Here is a 16390-nt window from a genome sequence, read left to right on the forward strand (position 1 = left end):
TGTCCCTCAGACAAGGGGGATAGTCGGGCTGCCATGGGGCATCTTACAACACATATGCTGCAGCATCTCGCGCTGATGAACCTAGTGGTGCCGCTGGCGATACTCATCTTTCGCGGGCACCTGCACCAGCGCTGGCTCGCGCGCAGCTGGCCCTGGGCCACAGCGGCGCAGATTGTACTCCTCTGGTCCTGGCACAGCCCCGCAGCACTGGGTGCGGCCATGGCCAGCCCAGTACTGATGATATTGATGCATGCCAGTCTGGCGGCCACAGCAGCCTTTTTCTGGGGTAGCATTGCTGCCATGACCCGCGAGGAAAGCTGGCGGGCGCTGATTGCCTTGCTGGTAACCGGCAAGCTATTTTGCCTTCTTGGCGCGCTCTTGGTCTTTTCGCCCAACCAACTTTTCGAACTGGGCATGGCACACCACCACCCTATGGGCGCGCAGATGCTCGCGGATCAGCAGATGGCCGGGATGCTCATGCTGATCGCCTGTCCGCTGAGCTATGTCGCGGCCGGCATCGCTCTGGCCGGGCGATGGTTCTTTTCCCTCGAACAGGATGGAAGGGCCCATGGCTGAGGAGAAGGTGGTCAAGGTTCGGCAATTGACGCGGTGGCAGCGCATCGGCTTCGCCAGCCTGTTGGTGGTCGGTGCCATGGTCATTGGCGGCGTGGTTTTCGTGCTTTCGGGTATCTACAATATCGGCGCTTCGCGTGAGCATTGGTCGTTTACCAACTTCGTCATCACTATATTGCGGGACCGCTCGGTCTCGGTTGCGGCGAGCAATATCGACGTGCCGGACCTTGAAGACCTCGATCTCTATCGGCTTGGACGCGAGCACTTTCTCGGTGCCTGCACCAGCTGTCACGGCGTTCCCGGCCAGCCGCTCAACCCAATCTATGCCAACATGCTGCCCCAGCCGCCGGACCTGACCGGCGCCTTCGAGGACTATGGCGCCAGGGAGGTATTCTGGATCATCGATCACGGCCTCAAATATACCGGCATGCCGGCGTGGCCGGGGGATGATCGACCCGATGAAGTCTGGTCGATGGTGGCCTATCTGAAACGCCTGAATGAGGAGGGGCCGCAGGACGAAGCGGCATTTGCCGAAACAGCAGAGAACGCGCGGAAACTCGATACTTGCGGGCGCTGCCATGGCGATGCAGGGACTGAGCCAGTCAGCACTCTTGTTCCGCGCCTCGATGGCCTTCCAGAGGCGTATCTGGTCCGGGCGCTTGAGGAATATCGAGACGGCTTGCGGGCCAGCGGCTTCATGGCCCCGATCGCACACGACATGGGCGATGACGAGATCGCCGATATGGCTGCCTATTACGCGGGTCTGACGGCCGGTGGCATTGGCGGGCGGGCCGATCCCGCCTTGGTGGCCCGTGGACTTGAAATCGCCGCAGGGGGTATTTCGGAGCAGGACGTTCCGGCGTGCGCCAGTTGTCATAATGGAAGCGATCCACAGGTGCCACCGCTCGCTGGTCAATCAGCGCGGTATATGGAAACGCAGTTGAAGGTGTGGCGAAACGGCGACTATCGCAGCGGCTCCGCCTACGGGCGGCTGATGGCTTTCATCGCCAAACGCCTGGATGCGCAGGACGCAGAGGCCGTCAGCGCCTATTACGAAAGCCTGGCGCCCGCGGAGGTCTCCCCATGAGGCGGTGGCTATTGCTGACATTGCTGCCGGTGCTGGCGGGGTGTTCTGCACAGCAGTCGGCGCTGGTTCCGACGGGGGCTGAGGCCGAGCGCATCAATGTGCTGTTCTGGATAATGACTATTGGCGGAGCAGCCATTCTCCTGCTGGTCATCGTACTTGCGGCGCTTGCCATTCTAGGTGGTGACGCCCTGCGCCAGCGGCTCGCCAGCGAAAGCTTGATCAACTGGCTGGGCATCGCCTTTCCCGTGGTCGTGCTGAGCGTCTTGCTGATCTATGGATTTGTGCTGCTGCGCGCCGGTGCCGTCGACCGTGAAGGGAGCACGGATCTTCGCATCGCGATCAGCGGAGAACAGTGGTGGTGGCGCGTCACCTACCACACCGCGGATGGACAAATCGTTGAAACTGCTAATGAAATCCACCTGCCGGTTGGCCAGCCGGTAACGCTGGACCTGACCACGGCCGACGTCATCCACAGCTTCTGGGCGCCAAGCCTGGCCGGGAAGCTCGACATGATCCCCGGCCGAACCAACCAGATGACCATTACCGCGACCCAGCCGGGTATCACGCGGGGGCAATGCGCCGAATATTGCGGTGGCGCCCATGCTTTCATGTCATTTCACGTCGTCGCGCATGCGCCTGACGAGTTCGAGGCGTGGCTGGCGCGCGAGGCAGCTCCGGCTGCCAAGCCCGAAGGCGAGGTCCTGGCCAACGGTCATGAACAGTTCCTGAACGCAGGCTGTGGCGGTTGCCATACCGTGCGGGGAACTCCGGCCAACGGGCGTATCGGGCCTGATCTCACCCATGTGGGCGGCCGCCATTCCCTGGCGGCGGCCACGCTGCCCAATACGGCGGAGGCCATTGCAGCGTTCATCGTCAATAACCAGCACATCAAGCCTGAAAACCGCATGCCCGAATACGCGACCTTTTCGGAGGCACAATTGCGGGACCTTGCCGCCTATCTCGAAAGTCTGCGCTAGCCATGTTCGATTTCACCAGTGCCCCCATCTGGATGAATTTTGCGATCTTCGCGGTGGCGGCGGTCGTCGTCTGGTTCGCCGGCGCGCGGATCACCGGCTATGCCAACGCCATCAGCGTCAAGACCGGCATCGGGCAGGCAGCAATCGGCATGTTACTTCTTGGCGGCATCACTTCGCTGCCCGAGATTGGAGCCACCGTAACCGGTGCGGCGACGGGCGCTTCGTTGCTGGCGGTCAATAATCTCTTCGGTTCGATTGCGGCGCAGGTGGTCATTCTCGCCATTGTCGACGTCACCATACGCGGCAAGGCGCTCACCTCGGAAATCCCCGACCCCATGGTCATGCTGCAGGGCGGGCTCAACATCCTGCTCATCAGCATTGCCACCGCCGGCATTACCGTGGGCGACGTATCGATCCTGGGGATCGGCGCCTGGGCCTGGGCCAGTGCTTTCGCCTATGGGTTCAGCATCTATGTGTTGTCCCAGTCGGAAGGACGCAAATCCTGGGTGGCGGCGCGCGGGGGCAAAGAAGATGCAAGGCTGAAACAGCAGCAGAAAAAGGCACAGGACGAGGCGAACAAGGAACATTCCGAAATGTCGCTGCGCAAGATCATCCTGTGGACGGCCGCTCTCGCCCTGGTCATTCTGGTGGCGGGGTATTTCCTGTCGCGCACCGGCGACGCGGTTTCTCAGCAGACCGGGCTTGGCGGCAGCGCCGTGGGGTTCGTACTGCTGGCCTTCGCGACCTCGCTGCCGGAATTCAGCACGGCGATCACAGCGGCCAAGTCCGGTCTCTACACGCTTGCAGTATCGGATATTCTGGGCACGAACCTTATCAATATCGGCCTCATCTTCGTGGTGGACGCGGTGGCGCAGGGTGAGCCAGTGCTGTCACAGGCCGGCGCGTTTGGCGCTTTCGGGGCGCTGCTGGGGATCGCCGTGACGGCGCTATTCGTCATCGGCATGGCCGAGCGTGGCGACAAGACGGTGTTTCGAATGGGTCTCGATTCCATGGCGGTTTTAGTCTGCTATGGCGGGGGCCTGGTTATCCTGTTCTTCCTGAGGTGAGATCATGAACGAGAGCAGGCGCCCATCTCTGCCCAATCCCGACCCTCGCCCTGAGGGAGAACTGGAGCAACTCAAGCGCATCTGGGCCACGCCGGGCGGGTTCCGCATTTTCACGGCCGTCAACAATACGGTCGTGGGCACGCTCTATATCGGCGCGGCTTTCCTGTTCTTCATCATGGCCGGCATCCTGGCACTGCTGATGCGCACGCAACTGGCGGTGGGCGACAACACCTTCCTCAGCCAAGACCTCTACAACCAGATGTTCACGACGCACGGCACGACGATGATGTTCCTCTTCGCCGTGCCGGCGGTGGAGGCACTCGGTGTGCTGCTGCTGCCCCAGATGCTGGCCGCGCGCGACCTGCCGTTCCCGCGTCTCTCGGCTTTCGCCATCTGGGCTTATATCATCGGCGGACTGGTCTTCTTCTCGACCATTTTCTACGACATGGCCCCCAAGGGCGGCTGGTTCATGTATCCGCCGCTGACGCTCAAGGAATATTCGCCGGGCGACAATGCCGATTTCTGGCTGCTCGGGATCGGCTTTATCGAAATCTCGGCCATAGCCGGCGCCATCGAGATCATTGTGGGCGTGCTGCGCACGCGGCCGCCGGGTATGACCCTGGCCAAGATGCCGATCTTTGCCTGGGCCATGCTGATCTTTGCGGCAATGATCGTCTTCGCCTTCCCCGCCGTGATCCTGGCCACCATGCTGCTCGAGATCGAGCGCGCCTTCGGTTGGCCGTTCTTCACCGCTGAACTGGGAGGCGACGCGCTGCTATGGCAGCACCTGTTCTGGTTCTTCGGGCACCCGGAAGTTTATATCATCTTCCTGCCGGCGGCCGGACTGGTGTCGATGATGATCCCGACCATGGCCCAGACGCCGCTGGTGGGTTACCGCCTGATCGTGGTTGCCTTGATTGCCACCGGCTTTTTCAGCTTCGGGCTCTGGGTCCACCATATGTTCACCACGGGCATTCCGGGCCTGAGCCTGGCATTCTTTTCGGCGGCCAGCATGGCCGTGGCGATCCCGTCGGGCATCCAGGTATTTTCCTGGATCGCGACCATGGCAGCGGGGCGCCAGCGCTTCCGCATCACCGTCCCGTCGCTGTTCATCCTGGGGTTCCTGTTCATCTTCGTGCTGGGCGGGCTCACTGGCGTCATGGTGGCCGTAGTCCCGTTCGACTTCCAGGCGCATGACAGCTATTTCATCGTGGCCCATTTCCACTATGTGCTAGTGGGCGGCATGGTGTTTCCGCTGTTCGCCACTTTCTACTATTGGGCCCCTGTCGTCAGCAGCAGGATGCTCTCGGAACGTCTCGGCAGATGGTCCTTCTGGCTGATGTTCATCGGTTTCAACACCGCCTTCTTTCCCATGCACATCACCGGTCTTTCGGGCATGCCGCGTCGCGTCTGGACCTATCCGTCCAATCTGGGCTGGGATGTTCTCAATTCCATCTCGACGGCCGGCGCCTTCATCATGGCCGCGGGCGTCGGGGTGTTCATTATCGATCTCATTCGCAATTTCCGGGTCGGCGAGGGCGGGCCGCAGAATCCATGGGGCGCCGGTACGCTCGAGTTTCTGCCCAACGGCGTCTATTCGACGCGCTCCATCCCCCATGTCACCAGCCGCGAACCGGTCTGGGACAATCCGAACCTGCCGGAGGAGGTAGAGAAGGGGCATCACTACTTGCCCAATGCACCGACCGGCGGGCGGGAAACTCTGGTCACCTCGGCCATCGAGGCCAAGCCGCAATATGTGCTGCAAATGCCGGGACCGGGCTGGACGCCGCTCATCGCTGCGGTCGGCACGGCAGGATTTTTCCTGCTGCTGACCATCAAGCAGGTGCACCTGGCCACAGCATTCGGCGTGCTGGCAATCATCGCCTGCCTGGTCTGGACCTGGCACCTCGACCGGCCCAGCAAGGGGGAGGTCGAGGTCGCCAAGGGCTTACGTCTGCCCACCTATATCACCGGCCCGCTTTCGCACAGCTGGTGGGCCATGGTGGTGCTGATGCTGGTCGCCGCCTCGCTCTATGTCAGCTATTTCTTCTCCTATCTTTATCTCTGGACCGTATCGCCCGAGGTGTGGGCGCCAGCCGGTGCGCCAGCGCCGCCTTCCCTGATCTACCCCGGGCTTTCCGCGTTGATGTTCATGCTTGGCGCGGCATGCATGGTCTGGTGCGGCGCCCTGCTGCCAAACGAAAGCCGCCGGCACTGGGGTGGAATGGCGTTGCTGATCGTTGCTGCCCTGCTAATGGTCGGGGCAGTGGGTCTGGAGATCTGGGGTCACGTGCAGACCGGGCTCGTACCGACCAGCTCATCCTATGGCGCCATGGTCTACATGGCTTCGGTGCTGGCGGCCCAGATCGGCTTTGTCGTGGTGATCATGTGCCTGTTTGCCGCCGCGCGTCTCGGAACCAGCCAGCTCGATGCGCAGCGGCGCGTCACCTTCGACAACGCGGCGCTGCTCTACTACTACGCCGTCGGTCAGGGCCTCTTTGGCCTGCTGCTGGTGCATGGCTTTCCACGGATGCTGGGGTGAGCGCGATGGATGACCGCAACTCGTCCCGGCAGATGATCGGCACACTCGTATTCCTGATCGCAGGTCCCATTCTATGGGCTATCGATCTGATGCTGATCTACGGCGCGCAGTCATCGCTCTGCGCCTTTGGAGCCCTGCCCCTGCCGGGCGTCAGTATCATTGTCGGCGGCACTTCGGTTGGTCTCGCCCTAATGGCCGGCGGCATCTGGCTGTGGCCCGAGCCCTCCTTCAGAACGCTCGCAGGGACATCGCCACCGACTGACCAATGGCCATTTCTCCGTGGCACCATGCGCCTATTAGCAGCGCTGTCGGCGCTCGCCATGCTCTACTTCGCGGCCGCTGCCCTGCTGCTGCCGGCATGCGGCGGCTTGCGTTAGCCGCCGACATTGAATGTGAACGATGACGGCGCAACCGATCCGGCCGATGGCGCCTTTTGTGGAGGTGTAAGGAGGCCAGATTGCCGAAATACTATTTTCACGTCCGCCAAGCCAATGGCTCCGTTTCCAATGAAACTTTTGACGCTGAATTTGATAACGACGAGGCCGCGCGTGAGGAAGCTGGCCAGGCCCTCGCGGAAATGGCGAGAGACACTGTTCCCCTGAGGGGCATCGCCGAGTTTGAAGTGTGCGTGCGGGATCAAAGCGGACACGAGATCGCCCGGCGCTGGGCTCGTTTCGTGGCCGATGACTATGCCTCAGCATGACGCCATACTGACGGTCTATCGTAGCCGCTTCCAGCAGCAATTGACGATGTGCTCGACTGACGATGCCTCGCGCTATTGGGAGGGTCTGGTGGCATGACCCTTCTTGGCTATCACGCATCTCACGAACAATTTGCGCCAAGCGAGCTGCTGCAACTGGTCATCGCCGCCGAGCAGGCCGGGTTTGCCTGTGCCCATTCTTCCGACCATTTCCATCCCTGGAATTTTTCGCAGGGACAATCGGGACATACATGGACATGGCTCGGCGCTGCCATGCAGGCCACCGCCCTGCCCTTTGCCATCGTCTCCGCTCTCAATGAGGGCATTACCGGGGAGGGCCGACGGTGTCTGGCCCCATATATCTGAGAACAACTTTTTTGCTTCTTGAACGCGCTGCTCAATTTGACCGCGAAAGGGGGTGAATTGCGGCAGAGTCGGGCAATAGACGTGATTGCTCGCCCTGCAGACAAGCGCGCTACCGCCGGGCCACGTCTCCGGTTTCGCGGCACGTACAGGTGGAATTGCCTGAAAGGTCAGGGGACGGGAGGTGAGCGAAAGATTTGGCTGGGGCGCCAGGATTCGAACCTGGGAATGCCGGTACCAAAAACCGGTGCCTTACCGCTTGGCGACGCCCCAACTTGGCGCGGTTCCTACACCGTTCGGCGGCACTGCGCAACACGATCCGACGGCAGACAAAAGGTTGCGAGAAGCGCTTGAACCGCATCGGGAGCGCAGCTATAAAGCCGCCACATCGCGACGGGGCCGGACAATCTGCCGGCCCGGTTTTTCCGGCATGTTGCGACACTGACGGAGTATAGCGCAGCCTGGTAGCGCACCTGCTTCGGGAGCAGGGGGTCGAGTGTTCGAATCACTCTACTCCGACCAATCAACCCCGGCGTCTGCGGACGTCGGGGTTTTTTACACTGAACTGCGCCGGGTCTGGTCGATCAACTTCCTGATTCTGGCCGGGCTGATGATGCCGCCGGCCGTGGTGCCGACCATCTAGCTTTTGCAGTCCATTGGCCTCTTTGCCAGCTGCATGCGCTGACCTGATCCAGGTGGGTCTATGGCCTGTCGTTTTCGATCCCGCTCTATCGGGCCTTTATCGTCACCATTCCCAGCGAGTTGGACGAGGCCACTATCATCTATGGCGCGCGACCGCTCGAGGTTTTCTCTCGGGTCATCCTGCCGCCGTTCTGGCCGGTGACCGTCACCAATGCCGGGCTGTTGGACCCAAACAGAGCGCTGCTCTTCGACACCAATGACAGGGCCATTCCGGCGACCGCAGCCTGATTTATGACGGCGCAAATAGAAAGGGCCGGCGCTCGGCGCCGGCCCTTTCCTGCATTCAAAGGCAGACTTCAGCGCTTGTCGCCGAACAGGCTCCACAGGCCCGTCACGGTCAGGGCCGCGAAGGCCATCTTGAGCGTGTCCCAGATGAGGAAGGGCTGCACGGCCTTAGCAAAGGCGGACGCGACCACATTGGTCTGGTCCACCCACTGGGCGGCACCGGCCATGGCCACCAGCCAGGCAAAGCCAAAGGCATATAGCACAGCCGTCGCCGCCAACATGCCGCCGAACAGGGTGAAGGGCTTGCTCGAAGCACCGCGGTCGGCCGCATAGCCGACGATACCGGCCTGGAACAGGAAGCCCACGAGGAAGCCGCCGGTGGGGCCGACGAGATAGGCCATGCCGCCGCCTGCTGCGAAAACCGGCAGGCCAAAAGCGCCTTCAATGAGGTAGGCGGCGACCGTTGCGACGCCGATGCGCATGCCAAAAGCAGCGGCCAGAGCGGCGATGGCAAAGCTCTGCAGCGTCACCGGAACGGGCCAGACGGGCACGTTGACCTTGGCGGCGGCGGTGATGAGCAGCGTGCCCAAAAGCACGATTGCGGCATTGGTTGCCAGCTTGGCGACGCCGCTCCTGGGCTGGAATGCGCCGAGCAGCGTATTGGGCGTGGTCAAAGTCACAGCCATTTCATACCTTCCATGCTTGAAGTGAGCTGCGCTGTCCTTCATGGCGAACGCAGTTCCGTCCCCAGCTTCATACTTTCTCGTTACCAGCAGTGCAATGGCGTCCACCTCCCAGGCCCCGGTCTACAACACCGATTTTTCACCGCAAACTGGCAAGCCCGTGGACGAGGCGCCGGGGGTCGTGCGCATCACAGCACCCAATGCTTCGGCCTATACTTTCACCGGCACCAACAGTTTTCTTCTTGGCCATGAGCGGCTTTCGCTGGTCGATCCTGGGCCTATGGACCGCGCCCATGAGGCAGCGCTCCTGGCCGCGATTGGCGGGCGCAGGGTTGAGGCCATAATTCTCACGCATACTCATCGCGATCACAGCGCATCGGCCAAGTCCTGGCGCGTACGGCTGGATGCGCCACTCTGGTTCGGCGGGCAGCACCGGCTCTCGCGACCCCTGCGGCGATTCGAGAGCAATCCGATTCGCAATTCGTGCGACTGGGACCTCGTGCCCGACCGGACACTGGTCGATGGCGAAACTGTTGAGACCGGCGACATTGCTGTCACCGTGCACACCACGCCCGGCCATTGCGCCAATCACCTGGCCTTCGGGATAGCGGGCACAAACACGCTGTTGTCCGGCGACCATGTCATGGGCTGGAATTCGACCCTGGTTTCGGTGCCCGACGGGTCAATGGCCGACTATCTCAGCTCGCTCGACAAGGTCATCGTCCTCCCCTTTGCCCGTTACTTGCCAGCCCATGGCGGGCCTATTGCCGATGGACGAGCGCATGCGGCTGCGTTGAAGGTGCACCGGCAGCGCCGCAATGAACAGGTGATCGCCGCGGTGCGAGATGGCGCGCGAGACGTGGGCGCAGTGGTCGAGGCCATCTACCCCACGCAGCCGGTGCAGGTGCGGCTGGCGGCACGCATGACCATCATGGCGCATGTGGAATATCTGGAGGGGTTGGGGGTGTTGAAGGTGCGGCGGGGGACTTTCGGGGTTGAACTGCGTGCTGTCTGAGCGCCGGTCCCCTCCCTCCCCTTGATGGGGAGGGTAGCGGTGCTCGGTCCGCAGGACCGTAGCAAAGCTGGGTGGGGTGGCCTTGTTCAGAGGCCGGTGTGCATGGCCCACCCCACCCTCAGTCCCTCCCCATCAAGGGGAGGGAGGCGATGAACAGCCGCCTCTCAGTTCCGCTGAAACCCCACCGCCCCCTCGCGCCCGGTCTGCCCGCGATGGCGCAGCATGTGGTCGGCCAGAACCAGAGCCATCATGGCTTCGCCCACCGGCACGGCACGGATGCCGACGCAGGGATCGTGGCGGCCCTTGGTGATGATGTCGGTGTCCTCGTTTGCCGTAGTCACGGTCTGGCGCGGGGTGAGGATGGACGAGGTGGGCTTGACCGCGAAGCGGCAGACCACCGGATCGCCATTGGACACGCCGCCAAGGATGCCGCCGGCATGGTTGGAAAGGAAATAGGGGCGCTCTTCAGCCGCCCGCATCTGGTCGGCATTCTCGACGCCGGTGAGGCCCGCCGCCTCGAAGCCGGCGCCGATTTCCACGGCCTTGACCGCATTGATGCTCATCATGGCCGAGGCCAGGTCGGCGCTCAACTTGCCATAGATCGGGGCGCCCCAACCGGCGGGCACACCCTCGGCCACCACCTCGATGACGGCTCCGGCCGAATTGCCGTCCTTGCGCAAGCCATCAAGATAGTCGGCCCAGAGCTCGGCCGTCTTGGCGTCGGCGCAGAAGAATGGGTTCTCTACGACCTGATCCCAGTCAAAGCGCGCGTAGTCAATCTTGTGCGGGCCCATCTGCACGAGACTGGCGCGGATGGTCACCCCAGCCAGCACCTGCCGGGCGACCGCGCCGGCCGCAACGCGCGCTGCCGTTTCGCGGGCCGAAGTGCGGCCGCCGCCCCGATAGTCGCGGATGCCATATTTCTGGTCATAGGTGTAGTCGGCGTGGCCCGGACGATATTTGTCCCGGATTTCCGAATAATCCTTGGAGCGCTGGTCGGTGTTCTCGATCAGGAGCGAAATCGGCGTGCCGGTCGTGCGCGGGCCGTCGGTGCGCTCGTCCTCGAACACGCCCGAGAGGATTTTGACCGCATCATCCTCGCGGCGCTGGGTCGTGAATTTTGACTGGCCGGGCTTCCTGCGATCGAGGTCGCGCTGGATGACTTCGGGGGTCAGTATGAGGCCCGGCGGGCAACCGTCGACCACCACGCCCAGCGCCGGTCCATGGCTCTCGCCCCAGGTGGTGAAACGGAAAAGATGCCCGAACGTATTGAAAGACATGGCGCGGCCCCGGTTGTGTCGGCTTTTTAGGAGCGGCAGACCGTCCGGTCAATCGACGGTCGCGTCCCAGGTGTTCTGCGCCGAATAGAGCGTCATCCGGCGGCCGGCGAAATGGGCGATAACCCCCTGCGGCGGCGGCCAGTTGAGCACATCGCCGCGCGGCGTGCCTTCCACCAGGTGCCGCAGCACGCGCAGCACGCCACCATGAGCGACGACGACGGCGTGGTGGGTCAGTTCACGGGCAAAATCGAGCAGGCGCGCGGCGACATCGTCATAATTTTCGCCGCCCTCCGGCCGGAATTGCCAATAGCTTTCGTCGCGTTCGCCCGGAGCCAGCGCCGCAAACTCGCGAGAAATCTCGGCATGTAGCCGACCCTCGAAATCGCCAAAGGAAATCTCGATCAGGCGATTGTCATGGATTACCGGCGGGAGGTCGATATCAAAGGCAGCCCGCATGCGATCCATGGTTTCGGCAGCGCGGCTGAGCGGCGAGGCGAACCAATTGAGCGAAGCCGGATCGACACCATCGCGCTCCAGCAGTTCGCGCAGCAGATGGCCATTGGCATCGGCCTGTAATTGCCCGGTGCGATTGAGCGGAATATCGCGGCTGCCCTGATAGCGCTGCTCGCGGTTCCAGTCGGTCTCGCCGTGTCGGGCAAAGTAGAAATCGGGCCAGTCGGGGGTGGTCATGCACATTCACGCGCCCAAGGGCGCGGCCTAAGCTGGAGTCGGTGGTCCGGTTGTGGCACATGGGAGATGGGGCGGGCAAGCGCAGCCCCCTCATAGCTCTTATGATTCATGGGGTTCGCATGTCCCTTACAGCCGCCCGGATCGCCGCCGACCTAGCCGCCATCGCGGGGAGTGACGCGGTCATTGCCGATACCAGCAGGATGGGGGCCTTTCTCAACGAGCCGCGCAAGCGCTTCCATCAGAATGCGGCTGCCGTAGTGACGCCAGCAGACGTGGCAGCGGTGCAGGCGGTCATGCGCTGGGCCAATGAAAACCGCGTCGGCATCATTCCGCAGGGTGGCAATACCGGGCTGGTCGGTGCACAGGTGCCGTTCTCGGGGCATGAAGTGATCCTCAGCCTTCACAACCTCGACCGTATCCGAAGCATCGACGGGGCCGCCGGGGTCATGACCGCGGAGGCCGGGGTCATCCTCGAAAACGCCCATAGAGCGGCTGAAGCCGAAGGGGCCATGTTCCCGCTGTGGCTGGCCTCGCAGGGGTCGGCCCGCATCGGCGGCGTGCTTTCGTCCAATGCCGGAGGAGTCAATGTGCTGGCCTATGGCAATGCGCGCGAGCTGACCATGGGGATTGAGGCCGTCCTCGCCGACGGGCGGCTTTATCAGGGACTCAATGCGCTCAAGAAAGATAATACCGGCTACGACCTCAAGGACCTCTTGGTCGGCGCCGAGGGAACGCTAGGGATCATCACGGCAGCGAGCCTCAAACTCTATCCCCTTCCCGAGGACTACGAGACTGCCATCGTCAATATCGCCTCGCCGGAGGCGGCGCTGGACCTGTTCCAGCTGATGCGCCAGCGCGTCGGCGGCCGCCTCAATGCCTTCGAGCTGATCCCCTGGATCGGCCTGGATATCCAACTTCGCCACGGCATGCTCGATGCCGACCCGACGGCCAGCGCCTCGCCCTGGTATGCGCTGATCGAGCTCACTCGCATGGCGGGCACCGAAGCCGGCTCGCTGCAATCGGCGCTGGAAGCGGCCTTCGAGGAGGCACTCATCTCGGATGCCGTATTGGCGGAGTCGCTTGCCGACCGGACGCGCATGTGGTCATTCCGCGAGCAGATGAGCGAATGCCAGAGCCGCGAGGGCGCCTCGATCAAGCATGACGTTTCGGTGCCCATCGCTGCCATCCCGGCCCTGATTGCGGAGGGCGTGGCTGCCGCCGAAAGGCTCAGCCCCGGCATTCGGCCGGTGCCGTTCGGGCATGTGGGCGATGGCAATATCCACTTCAACTTCTCCATGCCTGTGGGCGCCGATCCCAAGGGTTTCATGGCGCAGTATGATGAGGCCATGCATGAGGCGATCTACGAGGTGGTGCTGCGCCATGGCGGCTCTGTCTCGGCGGAACACGGCATCGGCCAGCTCAAGGTGGAGCTGCTCAAACAGGTCAAGGATCCGGTGGCGCTGGAGATGATGCGGGCCATCAAGGCAGCGCTGGACCCGAATGGGATACTCAATCCGGGGAAGATGCTCGGCTAGCTCTCTTTTCGAGCGAACACACATTGCAGTCTTCTGGCGAGGCCCGGGGCGGTACGGCGGCTTGGACTGATCAGGCGCCCGCCATCTATCTCCCCCGGTCACTCCCATGTGCCTTCTTGCACCCGGCCCCGGCGCAGCCCATTTCTGCCCCATGCTGCTCAAAGACATTCAATTTCTCGACGACGCCACGCGTCCCGCCATTCCCGAACTCCCCGGCATCACCGAGGCCCAAAAGGCACCGGGCGAGCACCTGAAGCAAATCCACAACCATCTGCGTGACAACATGGTGGTGCTTGGCCGCCTGATCGAGCGCGCCGCCCAGGGAAAGGCGAGTGCCGACGAGGTGAAGACGGAAACCGCCGACCTCGTCATGGTCTCGAACTATCGGCGCTTCGGGACGCTGTGCGGGCAGTATTGCCAGTTCGTCCATGGCCACCATTCCATCGAAGATTATGCGGTGTTCCCCGGCATCGCGGCCCAAGGCCCGGCCTTCAAAGCCATTGTCGACCGTTTGCAGGCCGAGCATGTGGTGGTGCATCAATTGCTCGAAAAGCTGATCGACGCACTCATCGCCCTGGCCGATGCACCTGGACGCTCCAATTTCGAGGACGCAGTCACCGTGTTCCGGGCGCTGGAGAAAGTGCTGCTCAGCCACCTGCACTATGAGGAAGAATCCATCGGCGACGCGCTGGGCTATTTCGAGATCGGGGTTTAGGGAAACCCAAATCCTGAGGTTAGGCCCGAACCCCTCATCCGCCCCTTCGGGGCACCTTCTCCCTCAGGGAGAGAAGGGAAGTGGGGTGCTGGTCTTCTCAGAACAAATCCATCTGCCCGCCGCCTCCGGCCATTTTTTTCGGCCTGGCCGCTGGCGGTTCGGGCTTTTCCAGGGATACCGGCTCGATCAGGCCCGGATCATCGTCGCGGGCTGAATTGACCCGGGTCGAGACCGGGTGAAACCTCAGCACCCCATCTTCCAGCGGCAGCACCATCTGCGTCGCCTCCTGCGACCGCACTTCGCGTACATTGAGCCAATCATCCTGCTGTCCCTCATCGAGCAGGATCGCCGGCATGCGGTCATGGATCACCGAGAGCTGTGGATTGGCGGCCACGGTGATGGTGGCGACGCTGTCGACCTCCTCGCCATTGGGACCCATCCAGGTCGAATAGAGTCCGGCCAGGGCCATGGGCTGCCCGTCGGCGCGGGTGATGTAATAGGGCTGTTTTTTCTTGTCCGGACCCGTGTGCCATTCGTAATAGCCGCTGGCCGGCAGGATGCAGCGGCCATGCTTGACCCGGTCACGGAAGGCGGGCTTGTCAGCCATGCTTTCGGCCCGCGCATTGACCAGCAGCGGAAATTCGCGCGGGTCCTTGACCCAGCCGGGCACGAAGCCCCAGCGGGCGAAATGCGCCTCGCGCCGCCCTTCGGCCTCCCAGATGGCGACGATGGGCTGGGTGGGCGCGATATTGTAGCGCGGCACGATCTCGACACTGTTGAGCAGCTTGAACAATTCCACCATCATTTCGGGCGGCAGGGTCGAGGCGTAGCGTCCGCACATGACGTGTCTCCTTTACCTCTGCAGAGGTAAGCTCTCGGGAGCCGAATCGCAAACCAGTCAGCCCAGAATGACCGACCAACCCAACGCCGCCAGCGTCGCGCTTGTCCGCGATGGCAAGGTGCTTCTTATCAAGCGCGCCTATGCGCCCTACCAGAACCTGTGGACCTTTCCCGGTGGGCGCATGGACCCGGGGGAGAGTGTGGAGCAATGCGCCATTCGCGAGGTGCAGGAAGAGCTGGGCGTGACCATTCGCAATCCGCAACTGGCGCTGGTGCAGGGACTTGGCCGCGACGGCACCTATCGCCTGGCGGTCTTCGCCACCACCGATTTTTCCGGCTTCATCCGACCTTCCGACGAGATCAGCGACCACAAATGGGCCGATCCGGGCATGCTCCCGGCCTTGCGCACCACCTCACGGCTCGATGACGTGATCAGAGAGTGCTTCAAGGTTCTGGGGCAAAGCTGGTAAGACAGACTATGCTTCTGAATCTCTTCTTGCATCATCGTGCGCGTCAGCACCCCTCCCCATCCCTCCCCGTCGAGGGGAGGGTGCCCGGCCGGTGGTGGTGGCAGGTCCGAGCCTCAAACTCGGTGCGACACCTCCCCCTTGACGGGGGAGGTCGGGTGGGGGTGACCACACGCTCAAGGCTCAAGCTTTGGGTCGCAGCGATCTTGTGTTCTGCCACCTTCGCCGCCCCTGCCCTCGCCATCGACCCGCCCTATCAGCGGCAGATGGAGCGGCTAGCCGAGATCATGGGCAGCCTCTATTTCCTGCAGCCGCTATGCAAGGCGGGGGACGAGGATTGGCGCACCCAGGCCGCCGAGTTGATTGACCTGGACGAGCCCGACGAAGATCGGCGGCAACGCCTGGCCGGGGCGTTCAACACCGGCTACGCTGCGTTTTCGCGGTTTCATCGGCAATGCACCCCGGCCTCACAGGAAGCGCTGGCACGGCTGTTGACCGAGGCCCAGAAGCTGGCGCGGGACATCCATACGCGCTTTGCCGAATAGGCGAAGCCGGTTGGTCCATGCAATTGCCTACCCGCCGTTAACCTTCGACTTACTTCCCCCGGACAGTGGCGAATGGGCATGCTATGCCCGCACCATGAGCACGACCAAGACTCTCTTCTCGCCCGCTTCGGGAATCGGCCCGTTCGACCGCAATCAGTCCGAGCGGCAGCTGGCGCTGGAATACCTGGCGGAAGCCTGGAACAGCGCTGAGGAAGACGGGATCGACTCGTCCTCGCTGGCGCATGCCTCGCTGTTCGCCGCACTCGCCACTTTCGTGAAGATGCATGGCGACGAGGCGACTGCGGACCTGGTGGAACAGCTTCCGGATCGCATTCGCAATGGCGAATACAATCTAGAACGGGTGCTTCAATAGCAGCCGTGCCG

At 62.7% G+C, this 16390-nt stretch carries 20 protein-coding genes and 2 tRNA genes; 17 read left to right on the plus strand and 5 right to left on the minus strand.

The genetic code is table 11. The annotated features are described in order from the left end of the window. Positions 1-33 precede the first annotated feature (33 nt). The 8 genes from ACXYMS_RS07765 (at position 34) to ACXYMS_RS07800 (ending at position 7312) form a co-directional block, all read left to right on the plus strand. Positions 34-576, plus strand: a complete 543-nt coding sequence (locus ACXYMS_RS07765) for a cytochrome c oxidase assembly protein (RefSeq protein WP_458905185.1) — start codon at positions 34-36, stop codon at positions 574-576. Then, positions 569-1660: a c-type cytochrome gene (locus tag ACXYMS_RS07770; RefSeq protein WP_458905187.1), complete on the plus strand. Its 1092-nt coding sequence runs from the start codon at positions 569-571 to the stop codon at positions 1658-1660. The genes ACXYMS_RS07765 and ACXYMS_RS07770 overlap by 8 nt, the downstream gene beginning before the upstream one ends. Then, entirely contained in the window at positions 1657-2637 is a 981-nt protein-coding gene (coxB, locus tag ACXYMS_RS07775) for a cytochrome c oxidase subunit II (protein ID WP_458905189.1), read from the plus strand. Before ACXYMS_RS07770 ends, coxB begins: the two co-directional genes overlap by 4 nt. A gap of 2 nt (positions 2638-2639) precedes the next feature. Then, positions 2640-3704 (plus strand): sodium:calcium antiporter, encoded by a 1065-nt coding sequence (locus ACXYMS_RS07780; protein WP_458905190.1) that lies wholly within the window; start codon positions 2640-2642, stop codon positions 3702-3704. Between the two features lie 4 nt (positions 3705-3708). Beyond that, a complete protein-coding gene (gene ctaD / locus ACXYMS_RS07785) occupies positions 3709-6246 on the plus strand; it encodes a cytochrome c oxidase subunit I (RefSeq protein ID WP_458905191.1) in 2538 nt (845 codons plus the stop codon). A gap of 5 nt (positions 6247-6251) precedes the next feature. After that, positions 6252-6623 (plus strand): hypothetical protein, encoded by a 372-nt coding sequence (locus tag ACXYMS_RS07790; protein ID WP_458905193.1) that lies wholly within the window; start codon positions 6252-6254, stop codon positions 6621-6623. 80 nt (positions 6624-6703) lie between these two features. Further along, positions 6704-6949 (plus strand): DUF6894 family protein, encoded by a 246-nt coding sequence (locus ACXYMS_RS07795; RefSeq protein ID WP_458905195.1) that lies wholly within the window; start codon positions 6704-6706, stop codon positions 6947-6949. Between the two features lie 93 nt (positions 6950-7042). Further along, positions 7043-7312, plus strand: coding sequence for a hypothetical protein (locus ACXYMS_RS07800; RefSeq protein WP_458905197.1), 270 nt, complete (start codon positions 7043-7045; stop codon positions 7310-7312). Between the two features lie 195 nt (positions 7313-7507). On the opposite strand, the gene ACXYMS_RS07805 is transcribed toward ACXYMS_RS07800, so the two are convergent. Beyond that, positions 7508-7582 (minus strand) — tRNA-Gln (locus ACXYMS_RS07805). Positions 7583-7754: 172 nt separating this feature from the next. Between ACXYMS_RS07805 and ACXYMS_RS07810 the strand changes: the two genes are divergently transcribed. The 3 genes from ACXYMS_RS07810 (at position 7755) to ACXYMS_RS07820 (ending at position 8239) form a co-directional block, all read left to right on the plus strand. Then, positions 7755-7831 (plus strand) — tRNA-Pro (locus ACXYMS_RS07810). Continuing rightward, entirely contained in the window at positions 7806-7952 is a 147-nt protein-coding gene (locus tag ACXYMS_RS07815) for a hypothetical protein (RefSeq protein WP_458905199.1), read from the plus strand. The genes ACXYMS_RS07810 and ACXYMS_RS07815 overlap by 26 nt, the downstream gene beginning before the upstream one ends. A gap of 119 nt (positions 7953-8071) precedes the next feature. Further along, on the plus strand, positions 8072-8239 hold the full coding sequence (locus tag ACXYMS_RS07820; RefSeq protein WP_458905201.1) for a hypothetical protein: 168 nt from the start codon (positions 8072-8074) through the stop codon (positions 8237-8239). Positions 8240-8307: 68 nt separating this feature from the next. On the opposite strand, the gene ACXYMS_RS07825 is transcribed toward ACXYMS_RS07820, so the two are convergent. Next, positions 8308-8922, minus strand: a complete 615-nt coding sequence (locus ACXYMS_RS07825) for a biotin transporter BioY (RefSeq protein WP_458905203.1) — start codon at positions 8920-8922, stop codon at positions 8308-8310. Positions 8923-9016: 94 nt separating this feature from the next. Between ACXYMS_RS07825 and ACXYMS_RS07830 the strand changes: the two genes are divergently transcribed. Then, a complete protein-coding gene (locus tag ACXYMS_RS07830; protein ID WP_458905205.1) occupies positions 9017-9934 on the plus strand; it encodes an MBL fold metallo-hydrolase in 918 nt (305 codons plus the stop codon). Positions 9935-10098: 164 nt separating this feature from the next. On the opposite strand, the gene aroC is transcribed toward ACXYMS_RS07830, so the two are convergent. Next, positions 10099-11214 carry a chorismate synthase gene (gene aroC / locus ACXYMS_RS07835; protein WP_458905206.1) on the minus strand — a complete coding sequence of 372 codons (1116 nt, stop codon included), beginning with the start codon at positions 11212-11214 and terminating at the stop codon, positions 10099-10101. Positions 11215-11262: 48 nt separating this feature from the next. Beyond that, on the minus strand, positions 11263-11904 hold the full coding sequence (locus ACXYMS_RS07840) for a histidine phosphatase family protein (RefSeq protein ID WP_458905208.1): 642 nt from the start codon (positions 11902-11904) through the stop codon (positions 11263-11265). A 119-nt stretch (positions 11905-12023) separates the two neighbouring features. Between ACXYMS_RS07840 and ACXYMS_RS07845 the strand changes: the two genes are divergently transcribed. Next, positions 12024-13439, plus strand: a complete 1416-nt coding sequence (locus ACXYMS_RS07845) for an FAD-binding oxidoreductase (RefSeq protein ID WP_458905210.1) — start codon at positions 12024-12026, stop codon at positions 13437-13439. A 106-nt stretch (positions 13440-13545) separates the two neighbouring features. After that, complete coding sequence (locus tag ACXYMS_RS07850) at positions 13546-14154, plus strand: hemerythrin domain-containing protein (RefSeq protein ID WP_458905212.1); 609 nt, start codon at positions 13546-13548, stop codon at positions 14152-14154. A gap of 97 nt (positions 14155-14251) precedes the next feature. Here ACXYMS_RS07850 and ACXYMS_RS07855 read toward each other — a convergent pair whose 3' ends face one another. After that, positions 14252-14995, minus strand: coding sequence for an SOS response-associated peptidase (locus ACXYMS_RS07855; RefSeq protein ID WP_458905213.1), 744 nt, complete (start codon positions 14993-14995; stop codon positions 14252-14254). A 67-nt stretch (positions 14996-15062) separates the two neighbouring features. Here ACXYMS_RS07855 and ACXYMS_RS07860 point away from each other — a divergent pair, with 67 nt between their 5' ends. The 3 genes from ACXYMS_RS07860 to ACXYMS_RS07870 all read left to right on the plus strand — a co-directional run bounded on the left by ACXYMS_RS07860 (position 15063) and on the right by ACXYMS_RS07870 (position 16379). Then, positions 15063-15464 (plus strand): NUDIX hydrolase, encoded by a 402-nt coding sequence (locus ACXYMS_RS07860; protein WP_458905214.1) that lies wholly within the window; start codon positions 15063-15065, stop codon positions 15462-15464. Between the two features lie 161 nt (positions 15465-15625). After that, positions 15626-16006: a TIGR02301 family protein gene (locus ACXYMS_RS07865; protein WP_458905216.1), complete on the plus strand. Its 381-nt coding sequence runs from the start codon at positions 15626-15628 to the stop codon at positions 16004-16006. Between the two features lie 94 nt (positions 16007-16100). Next, the gene (locus tag ACXYMS_RS07870; protein WP_458905218.1) at positions 16101-16379 is read left to right on the plus strand and encodes a hypothetical protein; all 279 of its coding nucleotides are present in this window, start codon (positions 16101-16103) and stop codon (positions 16377-16379) included. The last annotated feature ends 11 nt before the right edge of the window (positions 16380-16390 follow it).

It is taken from the genome of Devosia sp. CAU 1758 (genome assembly GCF_054482695.1).

What these genes read in the sequence shown, in the direction of transcription:
- ACXYMS_RS07765 (WP_458905185.1), top strand. Translation starts at nt 34, where the DNA reads ATGGGGCATCTTACAACACATATGCTGCAGCATCTCGCGCTGATGAAC.
- ACXYMS_RS07770 (WP_458905187.1), top strand. Translation starts at nt 569, where the DNA reads ATGGCTGAGGAGAAGGTGGTCAAGGTTCGGCAATTGACGCGGTGGCAG.
- coxB (WP_458905189.1), top strand. Translation starts at nt 1,657, where the DNA reads ATGAGGCGGTGGCTATTGCTGACATTGCTGCCGGTGCTGGCGGGGTGT.
- ACXYMS_RS07780 (WP_458905190.1), top strand. Translation starts at nt 2,640, where the DNA reads ATGTTCGATTTCACCAGTGCCCCCATCTGGATGAATTTTGCGATCTTC.
- ctaD (WP_458905191.1), top strand. Translation starts at nt 3,709, where the DNA reads ATGAACGAGAGCAGGCGCCCATCTCTGCCCAATCCCGACCCTCGCCCT.
- ACXYMS_RS07790 (WP_458905193.1), top strand. Translation starts at nt 6,252, where the DNA reads ATGGATGACCGCAACTCGTCCCGGCAGATGATCGGCACACTCGTATTC.
- ACXYMS_RS07800 (WP_458905197.1), top strand. Translation starts at nt 7,043, where the DNA reads ATGACCCTTCTTGGCTATCACGCATCTCACGAACAATTTGCGCCAAGC.
- ACXYMS_RS07825 (WP_458905203.1), bottom strand. Translation starts at nt 8,922, where the DNA reads ATGGCTGTGACTTTGACCACGCCCAATACGCTGCTCGGCGCATTCCAG.
- ACXYMS_RS07830 (WP_458905205.1), top strand. Translation starts at nt 9,017, where the DNA reads ATGGCGTCCACCTCCCAGGCCCCGGTCTACAACACCGATTTTTCACCG.
- aroC (WP_458905206.1), bottom strand. Translation starts at nt 11,214, where the DNA reads ATGTCTTTCAATACGTTCGGGCATCTTTTCCGTTTCACCACCTGGGGC.
- ACXYMS_RS07840 (WP_458905208.1), bottom strand. Translation starts at nt 11,904, where the DNA reads ATGACCACCCCCGACTGGCCCGATTTCTACTTTGCCCGACACGGCGAG.
- ACXYMS_RS07845 (WP_458905210.1), top strand. Translation starts at nt 12,024, where the DNA reads ATGTCCCTTACAGCCGCCCGGATCGCCGCCGACCTAGCCGCCATCGCG.
- ACXYMS_RS07850 (WP_458905212.1), top strand. Translation starts at nt 13,546, where the DNA reads ATGTGCCTTCTTGCACCCGGCCCCGGCGCAGCCCATTTCTGCCCCATG.
- ACXYMS_RS07855 (WP_458905213.1), bottom strand. Translation starts at nt 14,995, where the DNA reads ATGTGCGGACGCTACGCCTCGACCCTGCCGCCCGAAATGATGGTGGAA.
- ACXYMS_RS07860 (WP_458905214.1), top strand. Translation starts at nt 15,063, where the DNA reads ATGACCGACCAACCCAACGCCGCCAGCGTCGCGCTTGTCCGCGATGGC.
- ACXYMS_RS07870 (WP_458905218.1), top strand. Translation starts at nt 16,101, where the DNA reads ATGAGCACGACCAAGACTCTCTTCTCGCCCGCTTCGGGAATCGGCCCG.